The sequence below is a fragment of the Dactylosporangium sp. NPDC051087 genome, assembly GCF_055586325.1.
Map to the genome: position 1 here is coordinate 128,386 of NZ_JBVJIJ010000020.1, position 21,990 is coordinate 150,375.

21 protein-coding genes are annotated in these 21,990 nt (G+C 71.8%); 14 read left to right on the forward strand and 7 right to left on the reverse strand.

Annotated elements, in window-relative coordinates; all coding sequences use genetic code 11:
• The first annotated feature begins 71 nt into the window (after window positions 1–71).
• From ACZ6TV_RS34290 to ACZ6TV_RS34300, 3 genes are all read left to right on the forward strand, one after another.
• The gene (locus tag ACZ6TV_RS34290) at window positions 72–1,580 is read left to right on the forward strand and encodes a CYTH and CHAD domain-containing protein (RefSeq protein ID WP_465301819.1); all 1,509 of its coding nucleotides are present in this window, start codon (window positions 72–74) and stop codon (window positions 1,578–1,580) included.
• Window positions 1,581–1,755: 175 nt separating this feature from the next.
• On the forward strand, window positions 1,756–2,733 hold the full coding sequence (locus tag ACZ6TV_RS34295; RefSeq protein ID WP_465301821.1) for a DNA topoisomerase IB: 978 nt from the start codon (window positions 1,756–1,758) through the stop codon (window positions 2,731–2,733).
• 12 nt (window positions 2,734–2,745) lie between these two features.
• Window positions 2,746–4,146: an FAD-binding oxidoreductase gene (locus ACZ6TV_RS34300; RefSeq protein ID WP_465301823.1), complete on the forward strand. Its 1,401-nt coding sequence runs from the start codon at window positions 2,746–2,748 to the stop codon at window positions 4,144–4,146.
• Window positions 4,147–4,159: 13 nt separating this feature from the next.
• On the opposite strand, the gene ACZ6TV_RS34305 is transcribed toward ACZ6TV_RS34300, so the two are convergent.
• Complete coding sequence (locus ACZ6TV_RS34305) at window positions 4,160–5,479, reverse strand: condensation domain-containing protein (RefSeq protein ID WP_465301825.1); 1,320 nt, start codon at window positions 5,477–5,479, stop codon at window positions 4,160–4,162.
• An 18-nt stretch (window positions 5,480–5,497) separates the two neighbouring features.
• Window positions 5,498–6,844 (reverse strand): condensation domain-containing protein, encoded by a 1,347-nt coding sequence (locus tag ACZ6TV_RS34310; RefSeq protein ID WP_465301827.1) that lies wholly within the window; start codon window positions 6,842–6,844, stop codon window positions 5,498–5,500.
• Between the two features lie 654 nt (window positions 6,845–7,498).
• On the opposite strand from ACZ6TV_RS34310, the gene ACZ6TV_RS34315 reads away from it, so the two are divergent.
• Together ACZ6TV_RS34315 and ACZ6TV_RS34320 are read left to right on the forward strand one after the other, a co-directional pair.
• Window positions 7,499–7,645, forward strand: a complete 147-nt coding sequence (locus ACZ6TV_RS34315; RefSeq protein WP_203844346.1) for a hypothetical protein — start codon at window positions 7,499–7,501, stop codon at window positions 7,643–7,645.
• A gap of 156 nt (window positions 7,646–7,801) precedes the next feature.
• Window positions 7,802–9,058 carry a condensation domain-containing protein gene (locus ACZ6TV_RS34320; protein WP_465301829.1) on the forward strand — a complete coding sequence of 419 codons (1,257 nt, stop codon included), beginning with the start codon at window positions 7,802–7,804 and terminating at the stop codon, window positions 9,056–9,058.
• 57 nt (window positions 9,059–9,115) lie between these two features.
• On the opposite strand, the gene ACZ6TV_RS34325 is transcribed toward ACZ6TV_RS34320, so the two are convergent.
• The 5 genes from ACZ6TV_RS34325 to ACZ6TV_RS34345 all read right to left on the reverse strand — a co-directional run bounded on the left by ACZ6TV_RS34325 (window position 9,116) and on the right by ACZ6TV_RS34345 (window position 13,271).
• Window positions 9,116–10,069, reverse strand: a complete 954-nt coding sequence (locus ACZ6TV_RS34325; RefSeq protein WP_465301831.1) for an ATP-binding cassette domain-containing protein — start codon at window positions 10,067–10,069, stop codon at window positions 9,116–9,118.
• 12 nt (window positions 10,070–10,081) lie between these two features.
• Window positions 10,082–10,846: an ABC transporter permease gene (locus ACZ6TV_RS34330; protein WP_465301833.1), complete on the reverse strand. Its 765-nt coding sequence runs from the start codon at window positions 10,844–10,846 to the stop codon at window positions 10,082–10,084.
• Window positions 10,830–12,026, reverse strand: coding sequence for a glycosyltransferase (locus tag ACZ6TV_RS34335; protein ID WP_465301835.1), 1,197 nt, complete (start codon window positions 12,024–12,026; stop codon window positions 10,830–10,832). The genes ACZ6TV_RS34330 and ACZ6TV_RS34335 overlap by 17 nt, the downstream gene beginning before the upstream one ends.
• Window positions 12,027–12,108: 82 nt before the next feature.
• Complete coding sequence (locus tag ACZ6TV_RS34340; protein ID WP_465301837.1) at window positions 12,109–12,357, reverse strand: acyl carrier protein; 249 nt, start codon at window positions 12,355–12,357, stop codon at window positions 12,109–12,111.
• Between the two features lie 5 nt (window positions 12,358–12,362).
• On the reverse strand, window positions 12,363–13,271 hold the full coding sequence (locus ACZ6TV_RS34345) for a methyltransferase domain-containing protein (protein WP_465301839.1): 909 nt from the start codon (window positions 13,269–13,271) through the stop codon (window positions 12,363–12,365).
• Window positions 13,272–13,972: 701 nt separating this feature from the next.
• On the opposite strand from ACZ6TV_RS34345, the gene ACZ6TV_RS34350 reads away from it, so the two are divergent.
• Genes ACZ6TV_RS34350 through ACZ6TV_RS34390 form a run of 9 tightly spaced genes read left to right on the forward strand, consistent with a single transcriptional unit; the run spans window position 13,973 to window position 21,966 of the window.
• Window positions 13,973–15,493: a class I adenylate-forming enzyme family protein gene (locus tag ACZ6TV_RS34350; protein ID WP_465301841.1), complete on the forward strand. Its 1,521-nt coding sequence runs from the start codon at window positions 13,973–13,975 to the stop codon at window positions 15,491–15,493.
• Complete coding sequence (locus ACZ6TV_RS34355; RefSeq protein WP_465301843.1) at window positions 15,490–15,768, forward strand: acyl carrier protein; 279 nt, start codon at window positions 15,490–15,492, stop codon at window positions 15,766–15,768. Before ACZ6TV_RS34350 ends, ACZ6TV_RS34355 begins: the two co-directional genes overlap by 4 nt.
• Window positions 15,769–15,806: 38 nt before the next feature.
• The gene (locus ACZ6TV_RS34360) at window positions 15,807–16,010 is read left to right on the forward strand and encodes a phosphopantetheine-binding protein (protein ID WP_465302047.1); all 204 of its coding nucleotides are present in this window, start codon (window positions 15,807–15,809) and stop codon (window positions 16,008–16,010) included.
• Window positions 16,007–17,179 (forward strand): beta-ketoacyl-[acyl-carrier-protein] synthase family protein, encoded by a 1,173-nt coding sequence (locus ACZ6TV_RS34365; RefSeq protein ID WP_465301845.1) that lies wholly within the window; start codon window positions 16,007–16,009, stop codon window positions 17,177–17,179. Before ACZ6TV_RS34360 ends, ACZ6TV_RS34365 begins: the two co-directional genes overlap by 4 nt.
• Window positions 17,176–17,790, forward strand: a complete 615-nt coding sequence (locus tag ACZ6TV_RS34370; protein WP_465301847.1) for a beta-ketoacyl synthase chain length factor — start codon at window positions 17,176–17,178, stop codon at window positions 17,788–17,790. Before ACZ6TV_RS34365 ends, ACZ6TV_RS34370 begins: the two co-directional genes overlap by 4 nt.
• Window positions 17,787–19,037 carry a beta-ketoacyl-[acyl-carrier-protein] synthase family protein gene (locus tag ACZ6TV_RS34375; protein ID WP_465301849.1) on the forward strand — a complete coding sequence of 417 codons (1,251 nt, stop codon included), beginning with the start codon at window positions 17,787–17,789 and terminating at the stop codon, window positions 19,035–19,037. The genes ACZ6TV_RS34370 and ACZ6TV_RS34375 overlap by 4 nt, the downstream gene beginning before the upstream one ends.
• Before the next feature lie 59 nt (window positions 19,038–19,096).
• Entirely contained in the window at window positions 19,097–20,191 is a 1,095-nt protein-coding gene (gene hppD, locus ACZ6TV_RS34380; RefSeq protein ID WP_465301851.1) for a 4-hydroxyphenylpyruvate dioxygenase, read from the forward strand.
• Window positions 20,192–20,231: 40 nt separating this feature from the next.
• Window positions 20,232–21,143: a phytanoyl-CoA dioxygenase family protein gene (locus ACZ6TV_RS34385; protein WP_465302049.1), complete on the forward strand. Its 912-nt coding sequence runs from the start codon at window positions 20,232–20,234 to the stop codon at window positions 21,141–21,143.
• A gap of 22 nt (window positions 21,144–21,165) precedes the next feature.
• Window positions 21,166–21,966 carry a DUF3050 domain-containing protein gene (locus ACZ6TV_RS34390; RefSeq protein WP_465301853.1) on the forward strand — a complete coding sequence of 267 codons (801 nt, stop codon included), beginning with the start codon at window positions 21,166–21,168 and terminating at the stop codon, window positions 21,964–21,966.
• The last annotated feature ends 24 nt before the right edge of the window (window positions 21,967–21,990 follow it).

A 21,990-nucleotide genomic window follows, 5' to 3' on the forward strand; every position in this document is an offset into this window, starting at 1 on the left:
GGAGAAGCCACCTTTTCTTGGTCTCCTGTTTACCTTTTCGCGACTCCACGTTCTCTCGGTAGGGTGTCAACATGGCCGAAAAGCTTGAGGTGGAACGGAAATACGAGCTGCCCGACGACTTCGTGATGCCCTCGATGATCGGAATCGCTGATGTGGCCAGGGTTACAGCGCCCGATGACCAACATCTGGACGCGACCTACTACGACACCTCGGGGCTGCGCCTCACATCCGGCAGGGTGACGCTGCGCCGCCGCACCGGCGGCAACGACGCCGGCTGGCATCTCAAGCGCCCGTCCGGCGGGGAGCGCAGCGAGCTCCAGGTGCCCGCGACGGCACGGCAGCGCACGCCCCCGGCGCAGATCACGACGCAGGTCCGGGCCCTCACCCGAGGCGAGCCGTTGCGGCCGATCGCCCGCATCCGCACCCATCGCATCGAGCGCGGCCTGCAGACCGCGGACGGCACCGTGGTCGCGCTCGTCGCCGACGACACGGTCGACACCGAGTCCCTCATCGGCCAGGGCGTCGTGCAGCGGTGGCGGGAGCTGGAGGTGGAACTGGTCGACGGCGCACCCGCCGACCTGGCCCGCATCGACAAGGCACTGCGGGCCGCCGGCGCCCGGCCGTCCGCGTCGCCGTCGAAGCTGTCCCTCGCGCTCGGCCCCGACCACCCGGCACCCGCCACCGACCGGGCGCCGCGCTCCGCCGCCCGCCGCGCCGTCGCCGACTACGTGCGGACCCAGCGCGATGCGATCGTCGAGCACGACCCGCACGTCCGCGCCGGCGACGCCGAGGCCGTGCACAGGGCCCGGGTCGCGACCCGGCGGCTGCGCTCGACGCTGCGCAGCTTCGCACCACTGCTCGACGCCTCGGAGGGCGACCTGGACCGGCTGCACGACGAGATCAAGTGGCTGACCGGCCTGCTCGGCGAGGTCCGCGACGGCGACGTCATGGCGTCCCGGCTGTCGGACCTGCTCGCCGCCGAGCCGCCCGAGCTCGTGATCGGCCCCGTCCCCGCCCGGATCGCGTCCCTGCTCGCGGCCCGCGCCGAAGACGCCCGGCGCCGGCTGATCGCGGGGCTGGACAGCCAGCGGTACATCACCCTCCTCAACGACCTCGACGCGCTGGTCACGGCCGTCGGCGGCTCGAGCCGGGTCGCGAAGCGGGAGCTGCGGCGCCTCGCGCACCGGGCGGTCCGCCGCGCCGACCGCCGCCTCGCCACCGCCGTCAGCACACCCGGGTCCGGACCTGACCGCGACGAGCGCCTGCACGAGGCCCGGAAGGCCTACAAGCGCGCGCGGTACGCCGCCGAGCTCGCCACCCCGATCGCCGGCAGGCCCGCGGCGAAGCTCGCCGACCGGATCACCGACCTGCAGGACGTGCTCGGCGCACACCAGGACGCCAACGTCACCGCCGACCTCCTGCGCGACTACGGCCTGCGGGCGTTCACCGAGGGCGAGAACGCCTTCACCTACGGCCTGCTGCACGCCCGCCAGGCCGAGCACGGGCGGGCCGCGCTGGCCTCACTCCCCCGCGCCCGCCGCCGCGCCACCCGCCGGAAGGTCCGCGACTGGATGTCGTGACCCCGCACCGCCCCAAGGAGCACCCCGCGCGGGAGCACCACCGTCCCCGCGCGGGAGCACCACCGTCACCCCGCGGCGCCGTCGGCTCCGGAGGGAAGGGCCCGCGCCGCGCGGGGGTGGGCTGAAGGGTGAGGTGGCGCGATTGCGGGGGGCGGGGGTGGGCAAAGGGTGAGGCATGCGGTTGCGGCGGAGCACTCCGGGTAAGGGCGGGTACCGGCGCAAAGGCCGGGGCCGGGGCTTCACCTACCACAGTGCCGGCGGCGGCGCCCTGACCGACCGTGCCGAGCTCGACAGGATCAAGGCCCTCGCGATCCCGCCCGCCTGGCAGGACGTGTGGGTCAGCGACGACCCGCGCGGGCACATCCAGGCGGTCGGCACCGATGCGGCCGGGCGGCGGCAGTACCGGTACCACGACGTGTGGCGGGCAAAGCGGGACGCCGCCAAGTTCGATCATGTGCTGGAGGTCGGTGCCCGGCTGCCGGCGATCCGGGAGCGGGTCGGGCGGGACCTGGGCGCGCGGGGGCTGGGCCGGGACAGGGTGCTCGCGGCCGCGGTCCGGTTGCTGGACGTGGGGTGTTTCCGGGTCGGCGGCGAGGCGTACGCGGCCGGTGAGGAGGGCACGTTCGGGCTGGCCACGCTGCTGCGCGAGCACGTCGCGCTACCGAGGGGGGCGGTCCGGTTCCGGTACCCGGCGAAGGGCGGCGTCGAGCGGTCCGTCGATGTCAGCGACCCGGAGGTGCGGGCCGTCGTCAAGCGGCTGCTCGACCGGGACACCGGCGACGAGGAGCTGCTCGCGTACCGCGACGGCCGGCGCTGGGTCGACGTGCGCAGCGGCGACATCAACGACTACCTGCGTGACGCCGGCAGGATCGAGATCTCGGCGAAGGACTTCCGCACCTGGCACGGCACGGTGCTCGCGGCGCGGCTGCTCGCGCGGGAGCCGAAGGTCAGCATGCGGGCCGTGCCGCGGATCATGCGGGAGGTGTCGGAGTTCCTCGGCAACACGCCCGCCGTCGCCCGCGCGTCCTATGTGGATCCGCGGGTCGTCGACCTGTACGGCGACGGCGTCACGATCTCCCGGCGGGCGGCGGGCGACCAGGCGCGCGGCGAGGTGGCCGTCCTTCGTCTGCTTGCCGCCGATCCGGGTCGATGACAAGATCTGCGGGTGCGGCTCGATCTTGCGCGACTTCGCGACAGCTTCCACGGCACCCTGGTGACCCCCTACGACCCCGGCTACGAGGCCGCGCGGGTCCTGTTCAACACCCGGGTGCGGACCCGGCCGGCGCTGATCGCGCAGTGCGCCACCAGCGCCGACGTCGCCGCGGCGATCGGGTTCGCCCGTGAGCACGGGCTGCCGATGAGCGTCCGCGGCGGCGGGCACCACGCGGCCGGGTTGTCGCTGGTCGAGGGCGGTGTCGTCATCGACGTGGGCGGGATGCGGTCCATCGATTTCGACGCGGACGCGCGCACCGTGACGGTCGGTCCCGGCGCCGGCTGGCGCGACATCGACAAGGTCACCTACGTCGAGCACTCGTTCACCGGCGACGACGGCCTCGAGTACGGCCTGGCCGGCCCGGGCGGCGAGTGCCCGACCGTGAGCAACGCCGGTTACAGCCTCGGCGGCGGCTACGGCCCGCTCGGCCGCACGTTCGGGCTGGGTGCGGACCACATCGTCGCCGCGGAGGTCGTCGACGCGTCCGGCGCCGTCCTGCGGGTCGGCGAGGACGAGCACCCGGAGCTGTTCTGGGCGCTGCGGGGCGCCGGCGGTGCGGGCTTCGGGGTCGTCACCTCGCTGACGTACCGGCTGAACCCGCTGCCCAAGACCGTCGTCGGCGGCGTCGTCGCGTGGCCCCTGTCGCGGGCCGAGGACGTGTTCCGCGCCTATCGCGACCTGTACCACGACCGCGGCGACGACCGGCTCGCCTTCTGCCTGCTGCTGACCACCGAGCCCTATCCGGAGGGTGAGCCGGTGGTCGTCATGTACGGCCTGTACGTCGGCCCGCCCGGGGAGGCCGCGGCGGCGCTCGAGCCGATCGAGGCGCTCGGCGAGCCGCTGTTCAGCTCGATCGGCGAGTGCTCGTACTTCGACCTCATGCAGGGCATGGGCGAGGAGATCATGTACGGGCTGCAGTCGAAGTGGCTCGGCGGATACTTCGGACCCGAAGGATTCGACGAGGCGGCGTTCGCCACGATCCTGGAGCACTTCCGGCGCTCGCCGTCGGGCTACTCGATGGTCCGCTTCGACCTGCTCGGCGGTGGCGCCATCGGCCGGGTCGCGCCGGAGGCGACCGCGTTCGTGCACCGGGCGCCGCTGCACTACATCTCGGTCATCGCGCAGTGGCAGGGCGACGAGGAGACCGACACCAACGTGTCGTGGATCGACGGGTTCGTCGAGGAGCTCGCCCCGCACCTGACCGGCGAGGTGTACCAGAACTACGCCAGCCGCGACCTGACCGACTGGGCCGGCGCGTACTACGGCGCGAACTATCCCCGCCTGCAGCAGGTGAAGCTGCGCTACGACCCGGAGAACGTGTTCTCCACCCCGCAGTCGATCCGCCTGCCGTAAGAGCCGGCAGCCGTCAGCGGCACGCCAGCGCGGCGTCGACGGCGGCCGACTCGATGCCGCGGGCGCACGCCTCCACCTGCGCCGGCGACAGGCGGTGCGTGTCGGCCCAGATCGCCAGGCCGACCGCGTCGTCCAGGGCGTCGACCTGCAGGTAGAACGTGCCGTCGTACGCCGGCAGCATGCGGTCCCAGCGGACCGTGGTGCTCGGCAGCGCGGCCCGGATCCGCGCGGCGGACGGCAGCACCGCGGGCACGGCGGCGGCGGGACCCCGGCGGTCGTTGACGAAGCACGAGATGTCGACGGGACCACCCCGGTCGGCGGCGAGCCGGTCCAGCATCGCCCGGTGGTCGGCGGGGGCGAAGTAGCCGTGCAGGTAGGCGCTCGTCGCGGACCGCCACACCCGCCGCGCCACCTCGTCCAGGTCCCCGGCCGGGTCGATGACGCAGATGCCGGGCTGGGTCAGGTGGCACACCGCGTCGGCGAAGCCGGGCCGGAAGCGGTTGCTGACGAGGACCTGCGCGACGCTCGGCGTCCGGCCGGTGACCCGGGACAGGGCGACACCGTAGGCGGCGAGCAGCACGTGGCCGGTCTCCACGCCGGTCCGCGCGGCGACGACCTGCAGCGCGAGGTGCAGCGCCGGCGAGTGGCAGACGAGCTCCCAGAAGCGCGGCGTCCGCGGGTCGCCGGAGGTGCCGAAGCGCTCCGGCGGGAGGTCCCGCAGCGCCGCCTCCCAGTGCCGCAGCGACTTCGCGCTGTGCCGGCGTTCGGCCGGCTGCGCCTGCCGGTGGGCGAGCTCGAGCGCGCGGACCCCGGCGGCCGGGGCGGTGCCGGCGGCGGCGTGCGGCAGGTCGCGCACGAGGGCCTCGATGCCGAACCCGTCGACGGCGAGGTGGGAGTACTGCACGACGAGGTGGCTGGGCACGTCGCCGGCGGTCACCACGCCCCACCGGACCGGGAACTCGTGCTCCAGGTCGAACGGCGTGAACTCGTACCGGCTGCGCAGCGCCTCGGCGGTGGCCTCCGCGTCCTCGGGGGGCGACGCGACGATCTCCAGATCGACGGTGCCGGACGCGGCCACGGTCTGCCGCGGCTCGTCGCCGGCGAGGCTGAACCGGGTCCGCAGGCCCTCGTGGCGGCTCACCAGGCGGCCCAGCGTGGCGGCGAGATCCGCGACGGTGGCGTCCGGGCCGAGCGCGACGGTCCCGCCGATGTTCAGCGTCCGGCCGGTCCGCCGCATCGTGTGCCAGATCTCCTGCTGCCCCCAGGTCAGGGGGCCGGAGCCGGCGCCGTCGCCCACGAACGGCACGGCGAGGCAGGACGTGGCGACGTGCATCGGCTACTCCCTGATCGGCTACCCCGAGAGCGCGGCGGCGACCACCAGTTCCTCGATCCCCCGCAGGATCGCCACCAGATCGTCCGGTGCCACCCGGCGGGTGTCAACGCGCAGGGTGATGTCGACCGTGTCGGGCACCGGGTTCACGAGGAAGAAGACCGTGGCGTAGGGGTCGTCGGAGTGCGTCCCCCAGCGCAGCCGGCTGCTCGGCAGCGCCGCGTTGATCTCGGCCGCGCTCGCCCGTGGCAGGACCTCCGCCGATGCCATCGTCCTGCGCCGATCGTTGAAATAGGACTGCAGGTCGAGCGTCGCGCCGCGCTCCTCGCCCACCCGGGCGATCATGTCCCACAGCTCGCGGGGGTCGTAGTAGGCGTGCATGCCGGCGGTCAGCTGCGTCTTCCACACGCGGGCGACGACCTCGTCGAAACTTACATCCGCGGTGTCCACGACGCACAGGGCGCTCTGCGCCAGACCGGACACCGACTCCTTGAAGCCGGGCCGGAAGCGGTTGCTCACCAGCATCCGCACCACGGGGGTGGGATCGCCGGCGATCCGCGCCAGCATGAGCACGTACGCGGCGAGCAGGATCGTGCTGCTGTGCGCCTTGGTCCGCTCGGCGATCACGCCGAGGGCGAGGTGGGCGGCCGGGGACTCGTAGCTCGCCTCCCAGTACCTCGGCGACGGCGGGTCCGGCACGGGCGGGAAGCGCTCCGGCGCGATCTCGCGCAGCTGCTTCTCCCAGTGCCGCAGCGACGCGGTGTGCTGCCGCCGCGCCGCACCGGCGCGCTGCCGGCGGGCAAGCTCGGCGGGCTGGACGCCGACGACCGGGGCGAGGTGCTCGCCGGTGGCCCGGTCCAGGTTCGCCAGGTCGTTGATGATGGCCTCGATGCCGTACGCGTCGACGGCCATGTGGGAGTACAGCACGACGAACCACGCCGGCTTCCCGTCGCGGCACACGACCGCGGCGCGCACCGGCCAGTCCTCGGCGTTGTCGAACGGCGCCTCCTGCAGGGCCGTGTCGAGGGCCGCGGCGACCTCGGCCGGGTCCTCCTCGCCCGCCTCGACGATGTCGATGTGGATCTGCCCGGAGTCCGCCAGTACCTGCCGGGGCAGGCCGTCCTCACCGAGCCGGTAGCGGGTCCGCAGTGATTGGTGCCGGCCGATGAGGAACGCGAGTTCCATGACGATCTGTTCGATCGTCTGCCCGTCGAGCAACGGCATCGTGCCGCCGGCCCAGTCGACCCGGCCGCCGCCCAGTTCCATGGATCTCCAGGCGGCCCATTGGCCCCAGGTCAATTCCTCGACACCCGATCCCTCACCCTTGAAGTGGACCGGGACCCGCTGCGCCGTTGCAGTCTCCGCCATGACCTCTCGCCTCGTGATCGTGGACGTGTCCGCGGTACCGCGACCGCGATCGCGTGATGGCCGGCCGGGAGCGCCGGGCGCCGGACCGGCCGGCCACCACGTTCGAAATCAGAGCCGGGCGTTCCGGAGCTGAACGTTGTCGCCCCGGAGCTGGGCGTTGGTACCACGGAGCTGGGCGTTGACCCCACGCAGCTGAGCAGCCTTCATTTCGCACCTCCCTCACCTGGTCACTGGAAAGCGCTTGAAAGGGACCGTCTGCGAGTTGTCCGGATCCGGACCTGTTCGGACCCTGACGACCGCACGGGCCCACCCTGCAAGCACTGCGCCGAATCCTATCGGCTGTCTTCTACCCGACGAAAGAGGTCGACATTTATCTCTTCCAATCAATACCCGAGTGTCCGAATTTTAACGATCGTTATGTCCGATTTTCGGTGAAGCGCCGGTGAAATGCGAAACGCATTGAAAAAAACCGGAAGGCGGACCTGAACGGTTGACACGATCCACAACGGGGGTGATGCTTCTGGCGGTCATAGACTTCGGTCGTTCAAAATGACCGCAGGGCGGCCAAGTGATTCGTCGCGAAGGCGACGGATGAGGTGTGCCCTGCCATTCCATATCGCACTGTGATGTGCCAAACGATATGAGGAGGTGAACATGTCGAACGCCATCTCGGGCCGGGCCATCTCGGGCCGCGCCATCTCGGGGCGGGCCATCTCCGGCCGCGCCATCTCGGGTCGGGCGATCTCCGGCCGGGCCATTTCGGGTCGCGCCATCTCGGGCCGCCGCGCCATCTCGGGCTGACCTGAACCCGCAACCCAACCGCACCGAGCACCACCGCACAGGTGGGGAGCCCGCACCGGCACCCACGGACGGCGCCCGAAGGGGCGCCACCAGGGTTCGGCCGGGCTCCCCTCCTCCGCGCGACCACCGCACCGAGCAGCACCCTGGAGGCACAGCGTGTCCGGCGATGAGACGTATCCGGCGACCGTCGGACAGCTGTCCGTCTGGCGCGAGATCGAGCGACTGCCACCCGACCGGCTGTGGGAGGCGAACCTCTCCTCCGTCTGGGACCTGCCCGAGGGCGACTGGAGCGAGGAGCGGATCTGGTCGGCGCTCGGCGCCGCCGCCATGCGGCACGCCTCGATGCGCACCACCTACGTGCTCGACGAGGGCGGCTTGCCCCGGCAGCGCGTCGCCGCGCACTCCGTGCAGGAGGTCCTCGCCCAGGTCAGGCAGGGCACCGCCGACGTCGCCGAGCGCGAGGCCAAGGACACCGCCGAGCTGCAGCGGGCGATCGACACCACCGCGGAGCTGCCCTGGCGCGCCTGGATCCTGCTCGACGGCGGGACCCCGAAGCAGGTCCTCGTCGTGTTCAACCACATGGCCGCGGACGGGGTCGGCGGGCTCGTCCTGCGCGAGGACTTCGAGACCATCCTCGGCGGCACCGAGCTGCCGCCGGCGCCCGGGCCGATCGAGCTCGCCCTCGACCAGCAGGGCGAGGGCAGCGGCCGGCTGCGCAACGCCGAGCGGTACTGGCGGCGGACCTTCAGCGCCGCACCCCACCGGCCCACGGGCGGCGACGCCGAGCCGCTGGGCGCGGTGCTGCACACCGGCATCCCGATGCCGCTGGCCAACGAGGCCATCGGCAAGTTCGAGGTGACCCTGGCCAGCCTGATCCTCGCCGCCTACTACCGCGGCATCCAGGCGGCCACCGGGCAGGACGCGGTCCTGCTGATGCTCATGTCGTCCAACCGCTTCGACGAGACCCACGCGCGGGTCGTGACCAGCCTCAACCAGTGGACGCCGCTGCTGCTGCAGTTCGAGCCGGACGAGCCGTTCGAGGAGCTCCTGCCCAAGGTGCACTGGAAGGCGTTCAACGCGCTCAAGAACGGCGTCTGCTCGCCGGACGCGATGTGGGTGATCCGCGACGAGCACGAGCGCCTCGACCCGCCCGTCGACCCCGGGTTCTCCTACAACCCGATGCTCGCGCCGCCCGGCTTCCCGTCCGAGGACCGCCTGGTCGCGCCGCGGATCGAGCGCTTCGAGCCGGCCCGCGCGACCGGTCCCGGCTTCTACCTGATCGTGCGCGGCCTGACGTCGCTGGACCTGGTCCTCCGGACCAGGCGGCACGGCTTCGACGACGCCGCGATGACGACGATGCTGCACACGATCCAGGACCATCTCGCCGGCACGATCGGCGGCGAGCGGCTCTGAGCACGCCGAGAGGGCGCGACCCCGCGTGGGTCGCGCCCTCCGGTCGTACCTGGGCGATCAATCCCGCAGCGAGCGCCCGGTCTTGGTCAGGAAGACGTCGTCCAGGGTCGGGCGGTGCAGGCCGATCGTCTCCAGCTTGATCCCGGCGCCCTCCAGGGTCCGCATGATCTGCGGGATCGCCGAGTCACCCGCCTCGACGTTGAGCCGCACCTCGTTGTCCTCGCGGACCTCGACGCTCTTGGCGAAGGCCTCCTTGCCGAGCACCTCACCGGCGCGTTCCGCCTCGTCGGCGACGACGACCGTCACCACGTCGCCGGAGATCTCGCGCTTGAGGTCCTCCGGGGTACCCTCGGCGACGATCTCGCCGTGGTCGATGATGGCGATCCGGTCGCACAGCGCGTCGGCCTCGTCGAGGTAGTGCGTGGTGATGAAGACCGTCATGCCCTCGCCGCGCAGCCGGCGGATCTCGTCCCACATGTGCGCGCGGGACTGCGGGTCGAGGCCCGACGTGGGCTCGTCCAGGAACAGCACCTGCGGCTGGTGGATGACGCCCATCGCGATGTCGACCCGGCGGCGCTGGCCACCGGAGTAGGTCTTGCACTTGCGGTCGGCGTACTCGGTCAGGTCGAACGCGGCGAGGGCGGCCTCGGCGCGCTTCTCCGCCTCGGCCTTGGAGATGCCGTACATGCGGGCCTGCAGCACGATCTCCTCGCGCCCGCTGACGTCGTCGGTGGTGCCGCCGCCCTGGGCGACGAAGCCGATGAGGCGCCGCACCGCCCCCGGCTCGGTGCGCAGGTTCGCGCCGGCGATCGTCGCCTCACCGTCGTCGGGGGAGATCAGCGTCGCGAGCATCCGCAGCGTGGTGGTCTTGCCGGCGCCGTTGGGCCCGAGGAAGCCGAAGATCTCGCCCTGCGCGACGTCCAGGTCGATGCCCTTGACGGCCTCGACGCTGGTCGCCTTCTTGCCGCGGCCGGACTTGTAGACCTTCTTCAGTCCTTTGATCTTGATCATGAGAGTGCTCCCTTACCGGACCGAACGCGAGAAGGTGCGGGCCGACCAGATCACCGCGACGACCATGAGGCCCGCGGTGATGGCGATGCTCTGCCAGATGGCCGGGTCGGCGGTGTTGCCGATGAACAGCGCACGCAGGCCCTTGGCGGCCCAGTTGAACGGGTTGAAGTCGGCGACCGTGCGCAGCCACAGCGGCGCGAGCGCCAGGGGCAGCAGGGTGCCGGACAGCAGCATCAGCGGCTGGGCGATGTTGTTGACGACCTGGCCGAGGACGCTGGGGTTGGCGACCCGGATCGCGATGCCGTAGGAGATCGACGCCGAGGACAGCGCGCACAGGGCGAGGATCGCGTAGCCGAGCAGCAGGCTGCCGATGTTGACGAACACGCCGAACGGCAGCGACAGGACGGTGATGATCATCGACTGGACGATGACCGTGACGACGTCGCGCAGCGAGCGGCCCAGCAGCAGCGCGACCCGGCTGACCGTGGTCACCCGGGACCGCTCGATGACGCCGTTGGCGAGGTCGCCGAGCAGGCCGAAGCCGACGTACAGGCCGCCGGCGAGGGCCAGGGCGATGAGCATGCCGGGCACGTAGATCTTGTACGCGTCGCTCATCGAGTTCGCGCCGACCGACGCGAGCGCCGGCTTGAGCAGCGGCGCGAAGAGGATCAGGTAGACGGCCGGCTGGGCGACGCCGAGGACGACCCACAACGGCGACCGGAGCATCAGCAGCATGTGCCGCTGGAAGATCAACCAGGTGTCACGCAGGAGTTTCACGCGCTTGCTCGCTTTCGGATGTGGTGCGTCGGGTGGTGAACTGGATCAGGGCCGTCGCGGCGGCCTCGGCGCCGCCGCCCGCGAGCAGTCGCTTGCCGGTCGCGCGCGCCGCCTCCGCGTAACGGGGGTCGTCGAGCAGATCGAGCAGCGCGGCGCGCAGCGCCTCGGGCCGGGCATGGTCGATGGAGACCCGCAGCCCGGCGCCGGCCCGCGCCACCGCCGAGGCCATGAGCGCCTGGTCGCCCTTGATCGGGGCGACGAGCAGCGGCACGCCGTGCGCGAGGGCCTCGTTGACGGTGTTGGCACCGCCGTGGCCGACGACCGCGTGCATCCGCGGCAGCAGGTCCAGCACCGGCACCGGCCGCTTGACCAGCACGTGGTCCGGCTCGCCGGTGATGGTGCCCTGCGGCGCGACGACGACGGCCTGCAGCCGGTCGCCGAGGGGTTCCAGCGCCGCCAGGATCCGCGGGTAGAAGTGCGCGGCCTGGTCCATGTTGAGCGTCCCCATGGTGACCAGCACGTGCTGCCGGCCGGGGTCGAGCCAGTCGAACGGGAAGTCCGGGTCGGGCGCCCGCTCGGCGAGCGACGGGCCGACGACGACCGTGTTCGGCGGCAGCCGCGACGGGTCGTCCAGCAGGTCCTCGCCGAGGAAGCTGATCACCAGGTCCGGGGAGAACCGCAGGTCCCAGGGCGGCTCGCCCTCATGCCCGGCGGTGGTCCACGCGTCGCGCATCCGCTGCTGGATCCACTCCTCGACCCGGGGCAGCCCACGGGCGAAGGGCCTGGTCAGCTCCATCGCGCTGGACGCGACGGTGGCCCAGGGCAGGCCGAAGCGGTGCGCGACGATCGGTCCGGCGATCGCGTGCTGGTCGACGACGAGCAGGTCGGGCCGGAACGCCTCGACGGCCGCCTCGACGCCTTTGCGGGTGTACTTGGTGTGCGGCAGGATGTAGCCCTCCCACCGCGAGCGGGTCGCGTCGAGGCCGCGTTCGGCCTGGCCGCGGTGGGCGCGCAGCGGGATCGGGTGGATGTTCGCCTCGGGCCCGGCGAGGGGCCGGAGGAATGACTCCGACCCGGCCCACAGCACCTCGTGCCCCTGCGCGAGCAGCACCTTCGCCACCGCGACCATCGGGTTCACGTGCCCGGTCAGCGGCAGACTCAGAAACAGAAACCTGCTCACGCCGCCACCTCCGCTGCGCTCCGGCGTCGGCCTGAGCCAGAACCGTCACACGATGAGCGGCCCGAGACGCTCCGCTGGCCGCTCATGCCGCCAGCTCCGTCAGGTCGCCGACGGTGAGGTCGATGAGCTCCTGCAGGTCCAGGCCGCCGATGTACGCGGCGAGGTCGACGCCGTACGCCTCCCGCATCCGGGCACTCAGGTCGACGATCTCAAGACTGTCTATAAATAGATCTGTGTCGATTCTTGTGGACGGCGTGACGGTGGCCGCCCAGTCCTCGTCCTCGCCGGTGACCTGGCGCAGCAGCTCCACGACGTCGGCGTGGGCGGCCATGGCGATCAGTCCCCTGCCGCCGGCTTCGTGGCACGCACGGCGCCGTAGGTCACCGCGCCGGTCTCGAAGCCCTTGAGCATCAGCGGGCCCGCGTAGAAGAAGCCGAGCACGTCCACGCCGCGGTCACGGGCCAGGTCACGCATCATCGACCGGCCGTTGTCCAGCTCCTTGACCTGGGCGAACCCGGGCTCCCAGGAGTTCGCGACGTTGGCGCTCCAGTCGACGATCGCGATGTCGGCGAAGCCGGCCGCGGCGGCGAGCCGCTCGTGCTCCTCCAGCGAGGAGAAGCTGGGCATCACCTGGTGGCGCAGGATCTGGTCGACGACCCGGGTCTCGTCGGCGTTCAGCTCACCGTCGCGGACCGACCAGGTGGCGATCGCGACGATGCCGCCCGGCTTGAGCACCCGCCGGACCTCGGCGAAGAACGCCTCCCGGTCCGCGATGTGCATGAGGCTCTCGACGGCCCAGACCACGTCGAACGAGGCGTCCGGGTAGTCGTTGGCCATGAAGTCGCACTGCCGGAAATTGGTGCGCTCGCCGAGACCCAGCTCCGCGGCCTTCTCGTTGGCACGGGCGGCCTGGGCGGCGCTGAGGGTGACCCCCTCGACGGTGCAGCCGAGCGGCCCCGCCAGGTGCATCGCCGGACCGCCGATGCCGCAGCCGACGTCGAGGACCCGGGCGCCGGCCGGGACGCCGGCGAAGTCGACCAGCTCGCGCACCAGCCGGTCGGTCGCCACGTGCCGCTCGTCGTCGTTGCCGGGGCGCTCGCCGATGTCCCAGAAGCCGTGGTGCACGTGCTGGCCCCAGAGGTCCTCGTAGAGGTCCAGGGTGGTGTCGTAATACCGCTCGACGGCGGCGTTCAGCCCGGGCCCGGCCGGTGCGGACGGGTATGCGGAACTGGCATTTGCTTTCACAGTCGCAAATCTCCGAATGGGATCACCAGCTTTGGGCGCGTTCCCGGATAGGGACGCACGGAGCCCGGCCATTGTATGGGCGGCGCGCCAACGCTTGTCAATGCGCGTCACATCGTCCGGGACAGGCCGTGGCCTGCGGTGTCTCAGATCGACCGGCCGGACGCTCATCATGCCGCCATACATGGGGAAACGGTATATCAGCCCGATCCGACGTCGACCGGGGTCAATCGTGACGGTTGCGCACCCTAGGACCCCTCAATGGGCGGGTGGCGAGTGTTCTCTGGGAAGATACCAGTTGTATCCGGTGCGCCGGTTAGCAGCCAATATTGCCCGATTTGGCGGTACTGAGGTGTCCCCCGAACCGGTACTGAGCAGGGAGTTCTGTAAAACGCGACGTAGGCCTCAGCGAATGCAGTCCGTATCGATGCAAACGATTTTTAGCGGACGTAGGCATGGCAGAACGGACAAACGGCAGCACCGTCGGGTTGCGCACTCTTGTAAAACGGGGTCGATTGCGTAAGGTCTATGGCTAGTCGAGGTGACTATTTCCTGCGCATTGTGTCCGGGCGTGATTCGCACCGGTGGTCGCAGGACCGTGCCCGACGTTCGCCAGTGTGTTCAATCGGGGGCTGCACACGCTGATCGCCGGCCATCGTGGGCCGACCGGTCGGCGGGCGGCCGCGCGCAGAAAGGGGTTCCGGGTGACCGACGCCCAGGTGACCCAGGCGATCGACCCGTCGTGGGTCGACGAGGTGCTGCTGTCCGGCCCGGACGACCAGGTCGCCCTGGTCTTCGACGCCCCCGTCACCCGCGCCGAGCTGCGTGCGCTGGTCGCCGCCAAGCAGTCCGTCCTCGCCGCCGCCGGGCTCGGCCGCGGCGGTTCCGTCGCGCTGTGCCTCGCCCCGTCGCTCACGTTCGTCACGAACCTGCTCGCCGCCTGGCGGCTCGGCGCCCGTGCCGCGCTGCTGGACCACCGCCTCACCGCGTTCGAGACCGACAACGCCCTGCAGCGGCTGGCGCCGCAGGTCGTCGTCTCCGCCAAGCACGTCACCGGCGGTCCGCTGCGCGGCTTCGTCGACATCGAGGAGCGCGTCGCCACCTACCCGGGGCGGCCCGCCGACACCGCGCACGCGCTCATCCAGCTCAGCTCCGGCTCGACCGGCCCGTCGAAGGTCATCGCCCGCACCGCGGCGAACCTCGTCGAGGAGATCGAGCGCTACGTGAAGATCGGCGCCGGGGTGCCGCAGGGCGGCGAGCGGATCGTGTCGCTCGCGTCCATGGTGCACGTGCTCGGTCTGGTCGGCGGCCTGCTGTACGGCCTGCACGCCGGCGTCCAGCTCGTGGTGCCGGCGCGGATGACCGCCGACGGCATCCTGTCCGCCGTCGCCGCCGGGCCCGAGCCGACCACGCTGCTCGGCGTCCCCTTCCACATCGAACTGCTCTCGTCGGTGCAGACGCCGCCCCGCCTGCCCCAGCTCACCGGAATGACCACCGGTGGCGAGCTCGTCCGTGCCGAGGTCTACGGCGGCTTCGTCGACCGGTACGGCATCCGCCTCGGCAACATGTACGGGATGACCGAGGTCGGGGTCATCGCCACCGACCTGTTCGGCGAACACCGCCCTTCCCTCACCCCCGCACCCGGCCTCACCGTCCGCGAGGAAGCCGGCGAGCTGCTCGTGTCGCTGCCCGCGTCGCCGTACCTCGGCCTCGTCGACCCCGCCCGCTGGGCCGGCGGCTGGCTGCACACCAAGGACGCCGGCAGCGTCGACGACGCCACCGGCCGCGTGCGCATCCACGGCCGGCGCGACTCGCAGGTCTCCGTCGGCGGCCTCAAGGTCGACCTGACCGAGGTCGAGCACACACTCGCCGCGCTGCCCGGCGTCGCCAGCGCCGTCGTGACCCACGACAAGGCCATCGAGGCCTACGTGATGCTGCACGACGGCACCACCGCGGCGCAGGTCCAGGAGCGGCTCGCGGAGCGCCTCGCCGGCTTCAAACGGCCGCGCGTGCTGAAGGTCGTGGAGCAGCTGCCGAGGACCGCCACCGGCAAGCTCGTCCGCGACCGCGCCGCGCTGCTGGCCGCACCGGCCCCGGCGGCGGCCGCCGCCCCGGGCTCGACCGCGGGCGCCATCCCGGCGCAGCGGGTGGGAACAGACGTGACCGATGGCGCGACCGACCCGGTCGCACCGGCACCTGTCAAGGAAGGGAACCACGCACGATGAGCGAGACGACTGATCAGGAAATTCGCCAGTTCCTGCTGGACTCGTTGACCGAGATGAACTACAGCACCGACGACATCGACGACGACACCGCGCTCGGCCCGGCCGGCGCCGACCTCGAGTCGCTGTCGCTCGCCGAGCTCGCCGTCCGTGTCGAGGACCGCTTCGGCGTCCGCTTCGACGACGACGAGGCGGAGAAGCTGGCCGGGATGACCGTCGGCGAGTTCATCGCCGCCGTCGCCGAGCGCCGGTCCGCCGCGGCCACGGCGGGCAGCTGAGCGTGGCAACTGCACCAACCCGCGACGACGTCGTGGCCATGCTCGCCACCTACGGCGACCGCGCGCCCGCCGACGTCGCCGAGGGGATCGACTCCCTTGAGCTCGCCTGGCTCGTCCATCAGCTCGAACAGCACTACGGTGTGCCGCTCGACCTCGACGACGACGCCCTCGCGCGCATGGCGACGGTGAGCGGGACCCTCGAGGTCCTCCAGGAACTGAAGGTCGAGACGGGTTCGCGATGACCACCACCACGACCGTTCGGCGCGGTCCGGGTGCAGTGGTGCTGACCGGCGCGGCGGTGCTGAGCGCGTTCGGCCGGGGCATGACCGCCCTGGCCGACGGCCTGGACGCCGGCGTCGCGGCCTTCCGGCCGGTGGACCGCTTCGACGTGACGGGGCGGCGGGTCGGGGTGGCCGCGGCCATGCCCGGCTCCCCCGCCCTCGCCGAAGAGCTCGTGCGCGCGGTGGACGAGGCCTGTGACGAGGCCAAGCTCAGCACCGCCGAACGGGCCGGCGCGCCGCTCTTCCTCGCCCTGCACGGCGATCCGGCGATCGCCCGGGTGCCCGAGGCCGACCGCCGCCGGCACAGCAGCACCGCCTTCACCGCCGCGGTCGCCGGGGCCACCGCCCTCGCCGGGGACCTGCCGCTGGGTGCGGGGATCCGGGCGTACACCTCGGCGTGCGTCGCGGCGAGCACCGCGGTGGCCGACGCGGCGGCCGCGATCGCCCGGGGCGAGCTCGACCGGGTCGTCGTGGCCGGTGGGTATCTCGTGGACGCCGATCAGTTCTCCCTCTTCGACGCGGGCCGGGCGCTGTCCACTGACGGACAGGTCCGGCCGTTCAGCGACGGGCGGCGCGGGCTGCTGCTCGGCGACGGGATCGGCGCGGTCGTGCTCGAGTCCGCCGCCGCGGCCGCCGACCGGGGCGTCCCGGCCCTCGCCCGGCTGGCCGGCTGGGGTCGCTCCGGCGACGCGTACCACCCCTGCCAGCCGCACCCGGAAGGGCACGGCCTGGCCCGGGCGATGACCGCCGCCCTGCAGCGGGGCGGGATCGGTCCCTCGGACGTCGGCTACGTCAACGCGCACGGCTCCGGCACCGCGCAGAGCGATGTCGCGGAGGCCGCCGCGCTGCGCACCGCGCTCGGCGAGCACGCCGCGACGGTGCCGGTCTCCTCCACGAAGTCGTTGCACGGCCAGGCCCTGGAGGCCTCGGGCGTGCTGGAGCTCATCGTCACGCTGCACGCGCTGCGCACCGGCCGGCTGCCGGTCAACGCGGGTTTCCTCGCCGCCGACGAGCACTGCGCCCTGAACCTCGTCCTGGACGGGTTCGCCGCGGCCACCCCGTCGTACGCCCTGAGCCTCAACGCCGCGTTCGGCGGCGCCAACACCGCCCTGCTGGTGGGATCAGCATGAGCGGATTAATCGTCGACCCGCAGGGGCAGGAGCAGGGCCTCGGCACGGCAGAGCTGTTCGTCGAGGAGATCCCGCCGCTGACCGCGCTCGCCGTGCGGGCCGGGCTCGGCGTGCTCGCCGCCGCCGACTGGCCGGAGCCGGGCGATGAGGGGCTGCCGAAACTCGCCGGTTTCGTGCACTCGTCGTTCAACCCGCTGGTCGCCGCCACCGCCGGCCGCTGCCTCCAGCGCCGCCCGGAGAGCGCTCCACCGGCCGTGACCGCGATCGTGCTCGTCACGTCGACGGGCGACGCGGCCAGCGCCGCGCACGTCGCCGAGGCCGTCGACAGCGGCGGGCGGGTCGGGCCGCTGTTCTTCTTCCAGTCGGTGCCCAACGCCGTCGCCGGGCACGTCGCCGCGAAGTGGGGCCTCACCGGCCCGGTCGTCTGCGTCGACAGCACCGACGCCGGGCTGACCGTGGCCCGGCTGCTGCTCGCCGACGGCGACGCCGGCGAGGTCCTCGTCGTCCTCCTCGAGCAGGCCGCCGCGCCCGAGGCAATCACCGGAACCAGCCACGACACCGCCTCCGCGGTGCTCGTCGGCGAAGGAAACGTCGAAAGAGGCCCATCATGACCAGATCTGTTGCGGTGACCGGGATCGGGCTCGTCACGCCGGTCGGCAGCACCGGGGCCGAGGTCTTCGACGCCATGTGCGACGGCCGGTCCGGGCTCGTCAAGCCGCCCGCCGACCACCCCCTCGCCGGGTCCGCCGACGTGGCCGCGTTCTCGCCGCCGATCGACCCGACGTCGGTGCTGCCGGCGCCGGAGACGCGGGTCGTCGACCGGTACATCATCATGGCGATGGCCGCCGCCGAGCGGGCCCTCGCCGACGCCGGCATCGAGGTCGGCCGTGACGTCGACCCGTTCCGGATCGCCATCATCCTCTCCGGCACCGGCGGCCTCGCGACCCTCGACGCGCAGGCGGTGCTGCGCTCGCAGAAGGGCCGCCTCGGCGTCAGCCCCTACCTGCTGCCCGGCATGCTGCCCAACATGGGCGCCGCCCGGGTCGCGATGCGGCACGGGATCCAGGGCTACAGCTCGTCCATCGGCACGGCCTGCGCGGCCGGCGCCCAGTCGATCGGCGAGGCCGTGCGGCTGCTGCGCGCCGGCGAGGCCGACATCGTCGTCGCCGGGTGCAGCGAGGCGCCGCTCTTCCCCACCCTCGCCGACACGTTCGGCAACGCCCGGGCGCTCGCCCGCGGCTGGGCCGACCCGACCGCCGCGAGCCGCCCGTTCGACCGCCGGCGCAACGGCCTCGTCCTCGGTGAGGGCGCCGGGGTGTTCGTGGTCGAGCGCGCCGAGCACGCCGAGGCGCGCCGGGCCCGCCGGTACGCCGACATCGTCGGCTGGGGCGCCACCAACGACGCCCACCACCCCACCACCCCGCGCCCCGACGGGTCGGCCGCCGCCGCCTGCATGAGCCGGGCCATCACCGACGCCGGGATCGAGCCCGGGGACGTCGGGTACGTCAACGCGCACGGCACCAGCACCAAGCTCGGCGACGTGGCCGAGTCGACCGCGATCCGCGCGGTGTTCGGTGCCCAGACCCCGCCGGTCAGCTCGACGAAGGGCGTGACCGGCCACATGCTCGGCGCCTCCGGGGTGGTGGAGGCCGCGGTGTCGGTCCACGCCATGCTCCGCGGGCTGCTCCCGCCGACGCACAACCTGGACGAACCCGATCCCGCCTGCGACGTGGACCACCTCATCAAACCCCGTCCTGCCGAGGTGACCCACGTCCTGTCCAACTCCTTCGGCTTCGGTGGCCACAACGTGAGCCTGATCTTCGGCCGGCCGGAGTCAGCGTGGACGCGCACGGCGTGACGCCCGCTCGTCACAGCCCCCTGGGAACGACCGATCAGAACCCGAAAGGGAAGCAGGCAATGCAGATCCTCGACACCGACCACATCGAAATGTTCGTCGGCGACGCGCGCCAGGCGGCGCACCAGCTGTGCGCCACGTACGGCTTCCACGTCTACGGCCACGGCGGGCCGGAGACCGGCCTCACGGGTCAGCGCAGCGTGCTGCTGGGGCAGCGCGACATCCGGATCCTGCTCACCTCGGGCCTCAGCGGCGACCACCGCGCCAGCCAGTACGTCGCCAAGCACGGCGACGGCGTGGCGGTCATCTCCTTCAGCTGCACCGACGTCGCCGCCGCGTTCGCCGAGGCGGTCGCGAACGGCGCCACCGCGATCCAGCCCCCGCAGCGGCTGGAGCAGGACGGCTCGATCGTCGTCACCGCGGAGGTCTCCGGCTTCGGCGACGTCACCCACCGGCTGGTGCAGCGCACCGAGGGCGACGGCAACTTCCTGCCCGGGCTCATCGACATGCCCGCCGACCTGCCCGCGCCGACCGACGACGACCTGCTGCACATCATCGACCACGCCGCGATCTGCCTGCAGGCCGGCGAGCTCGACCCGACCGTGCAGTACTACGAGAAGGTCTTCGGCTTCGTCATGATCTTCCAGGAGTACATCGAGGTCGGCGAGCAGGGCATGCAGTCGAAGGTGGTGCAGAGCCCGACGGGCGGCGTCACGTTCACCCTCATCCAGCCGGACCTGAGCCGCCGCGCCGGGCAGATCGACGACTTCCTGTCCTGGCACGAGGGCGCCGGCGTGCAGCACATCGCCTACAGCACCCACGACATCGTGACCGCCGTGCGTGCCTTCAGCGCCAAGGGCGTCGAGTTCGCGCAGACGCCGGCGAGCTACTACGACGTGCTGGAGTCGCGGCTCGGCGCGGTCGACGTGCCGGTGGACCAGCTGCGGCCGCTCGGCATCCTCGTCGACCGGGACCACTGGGGCCAGATGTACCAGATCTTCGCCAAGTCGACGCACATCCGCCGGACGTATTTCGCCGAGCTCATCGACCGGCACGGTGCCCGGACCTTCGGCACGAGCAACATTCCCGCGCTGTACGCGGCGAAGGAACGCGAGCTCGCCGCGGTGCGCGACACCACAGACGGCCTGCGCAGCTGACCCCGTTACGCATATTCGGAAAGGACCTGGAGCCTTGACCATTTCAGTGACCGAGGCGTCTTCGCTGTCGGACGACGAGCTGGCGCTGCTGCCGTCGGACGACGACGTCGAGCACTTCGCGCAGCACGGCTGGTACCTGACGCCGAAGCTGTTCACCGATGACGAGGTGGACCAGCTCGTCGAGGCGAGCGAACGGTTCTACGCCGGCGAGCGCTCCCGCACGCTGCCGTTACGCCCGCCGAAGCTGGCCTACTGGGAGCCGTCCAAGGGCGACGTGCAGCGGCACAACGACTACGTGCACTACGAGAGCGACGAGATCGCGCGGATCCTGCGCAAGCCGCTCATCGGCGCGGTCGCGGCGCGGCTGGCGAAGGCCGACGAGATCCGGGTCTTCCAGTCGACGCTCATCTACAAGCCGCCGATCGCCGGCGAGCCCAGCAACGTCGTGCCGTGGCACTTCGACCGGCACTACTGGTCGACGTGCACGTCGGAGAGCATGCTGACCGCGTTCATCCCCTTCCACGACTGTGACGAGGAGATGGGCACGATCACGATGGTCGACGGCTCGCACCGGTGGGAGGAGATCCTCGCCGACGACACGACCACGCGGCACTTCGCCGAGCGCGACCGCGCGGACCTCGAGGTGATGCTCGCCGAGAACGCGGCGTACAACAACGTCGAGGTCGTCAAGGTCCCGATGATCATCCCCAAGGGGCACATGAGCTTCCACCACTGCCGCACCTACCACGGCAGCGGCCCGAACCGCAGCGACCGGCCCCGCCGCGCGGTCTCGTTCCATCTCCAGGACGGTGCCAACGAGTACCGCCGGTTCGAGCTCAGCACGGGAGACGTCGTCGCCTACAACCACGACGTGCTGGTGCGGCGCACCGAGGACGGCCGACCCGACTACTCAGACCCCGAGTACTGCCCCGTGTTGTGGCGTACGCCCTGACCGACCCTTCAGGAGGAATCACATGTCCCGTTACGACTGGGGCCAGCGACACCCCGGCATCGACCGGCTGGAGGCGCTGATCGCCGACGCCCGCACCGAGGTCGTCTCGCACCCCATGTACGCCCGCCTGGACGGCCTGCCGGCGATCCAGACGTTCCTGGAGCACCACGTCTTCGCCGTGTGGGACTTCATGTCGCTGCTGAAGTCGTTGCAGCGCAACCTCACCTGCGTCGAGGTGCCGTGGATCCCGACGGGGCCGACCGGCAGCCGGCGGCTCATCAACGACATCGTGCTGGTCGAGGAGAGCGACGAGCTGCGCGGCGGCTTCATCAGCCACTTCGAGCTGTACCTGATGGGCATGCGCGAGGCAGGCGCCGACACGACCGTCATCGACACCTTCATCTCGCTGCTGCGGGACAAGACGCCGGTGCCGGCCGCGATGGCCGCCGCGGGCGTGCCGGAGGCGTCGGCGGAGTTCGTCGGGCTCACCTGGCACCTCATCGACACGGCGCCGATCCACTGCCAGGCCGCCGCGTTCGCCTTCGGCCGCGAGGACCTGATCCCGGACATGTTCCAGCAGGTCGTGAAGGTCAACGAGCAGGGCGGGCAGCTCGGCACGTTCGTCGACTACCTGGAGCGGCACATCGAGGTCGACGGCGAGTTCCACACGCCGATGGCCATGCAGATGGTCACCGACCTGTGCGGCGACGACGAGAACAAGTGGAACGAGTGCGTGGAGACCATCAACCTCGCGCTCGCCGCCCGCGCCAAGCTCTGGAGCGGGATCCTCGCCAAGATCGACGAGAAGGTCCTCGCGGCCTGATCCGCCGTTTCACGAATAGGGAGC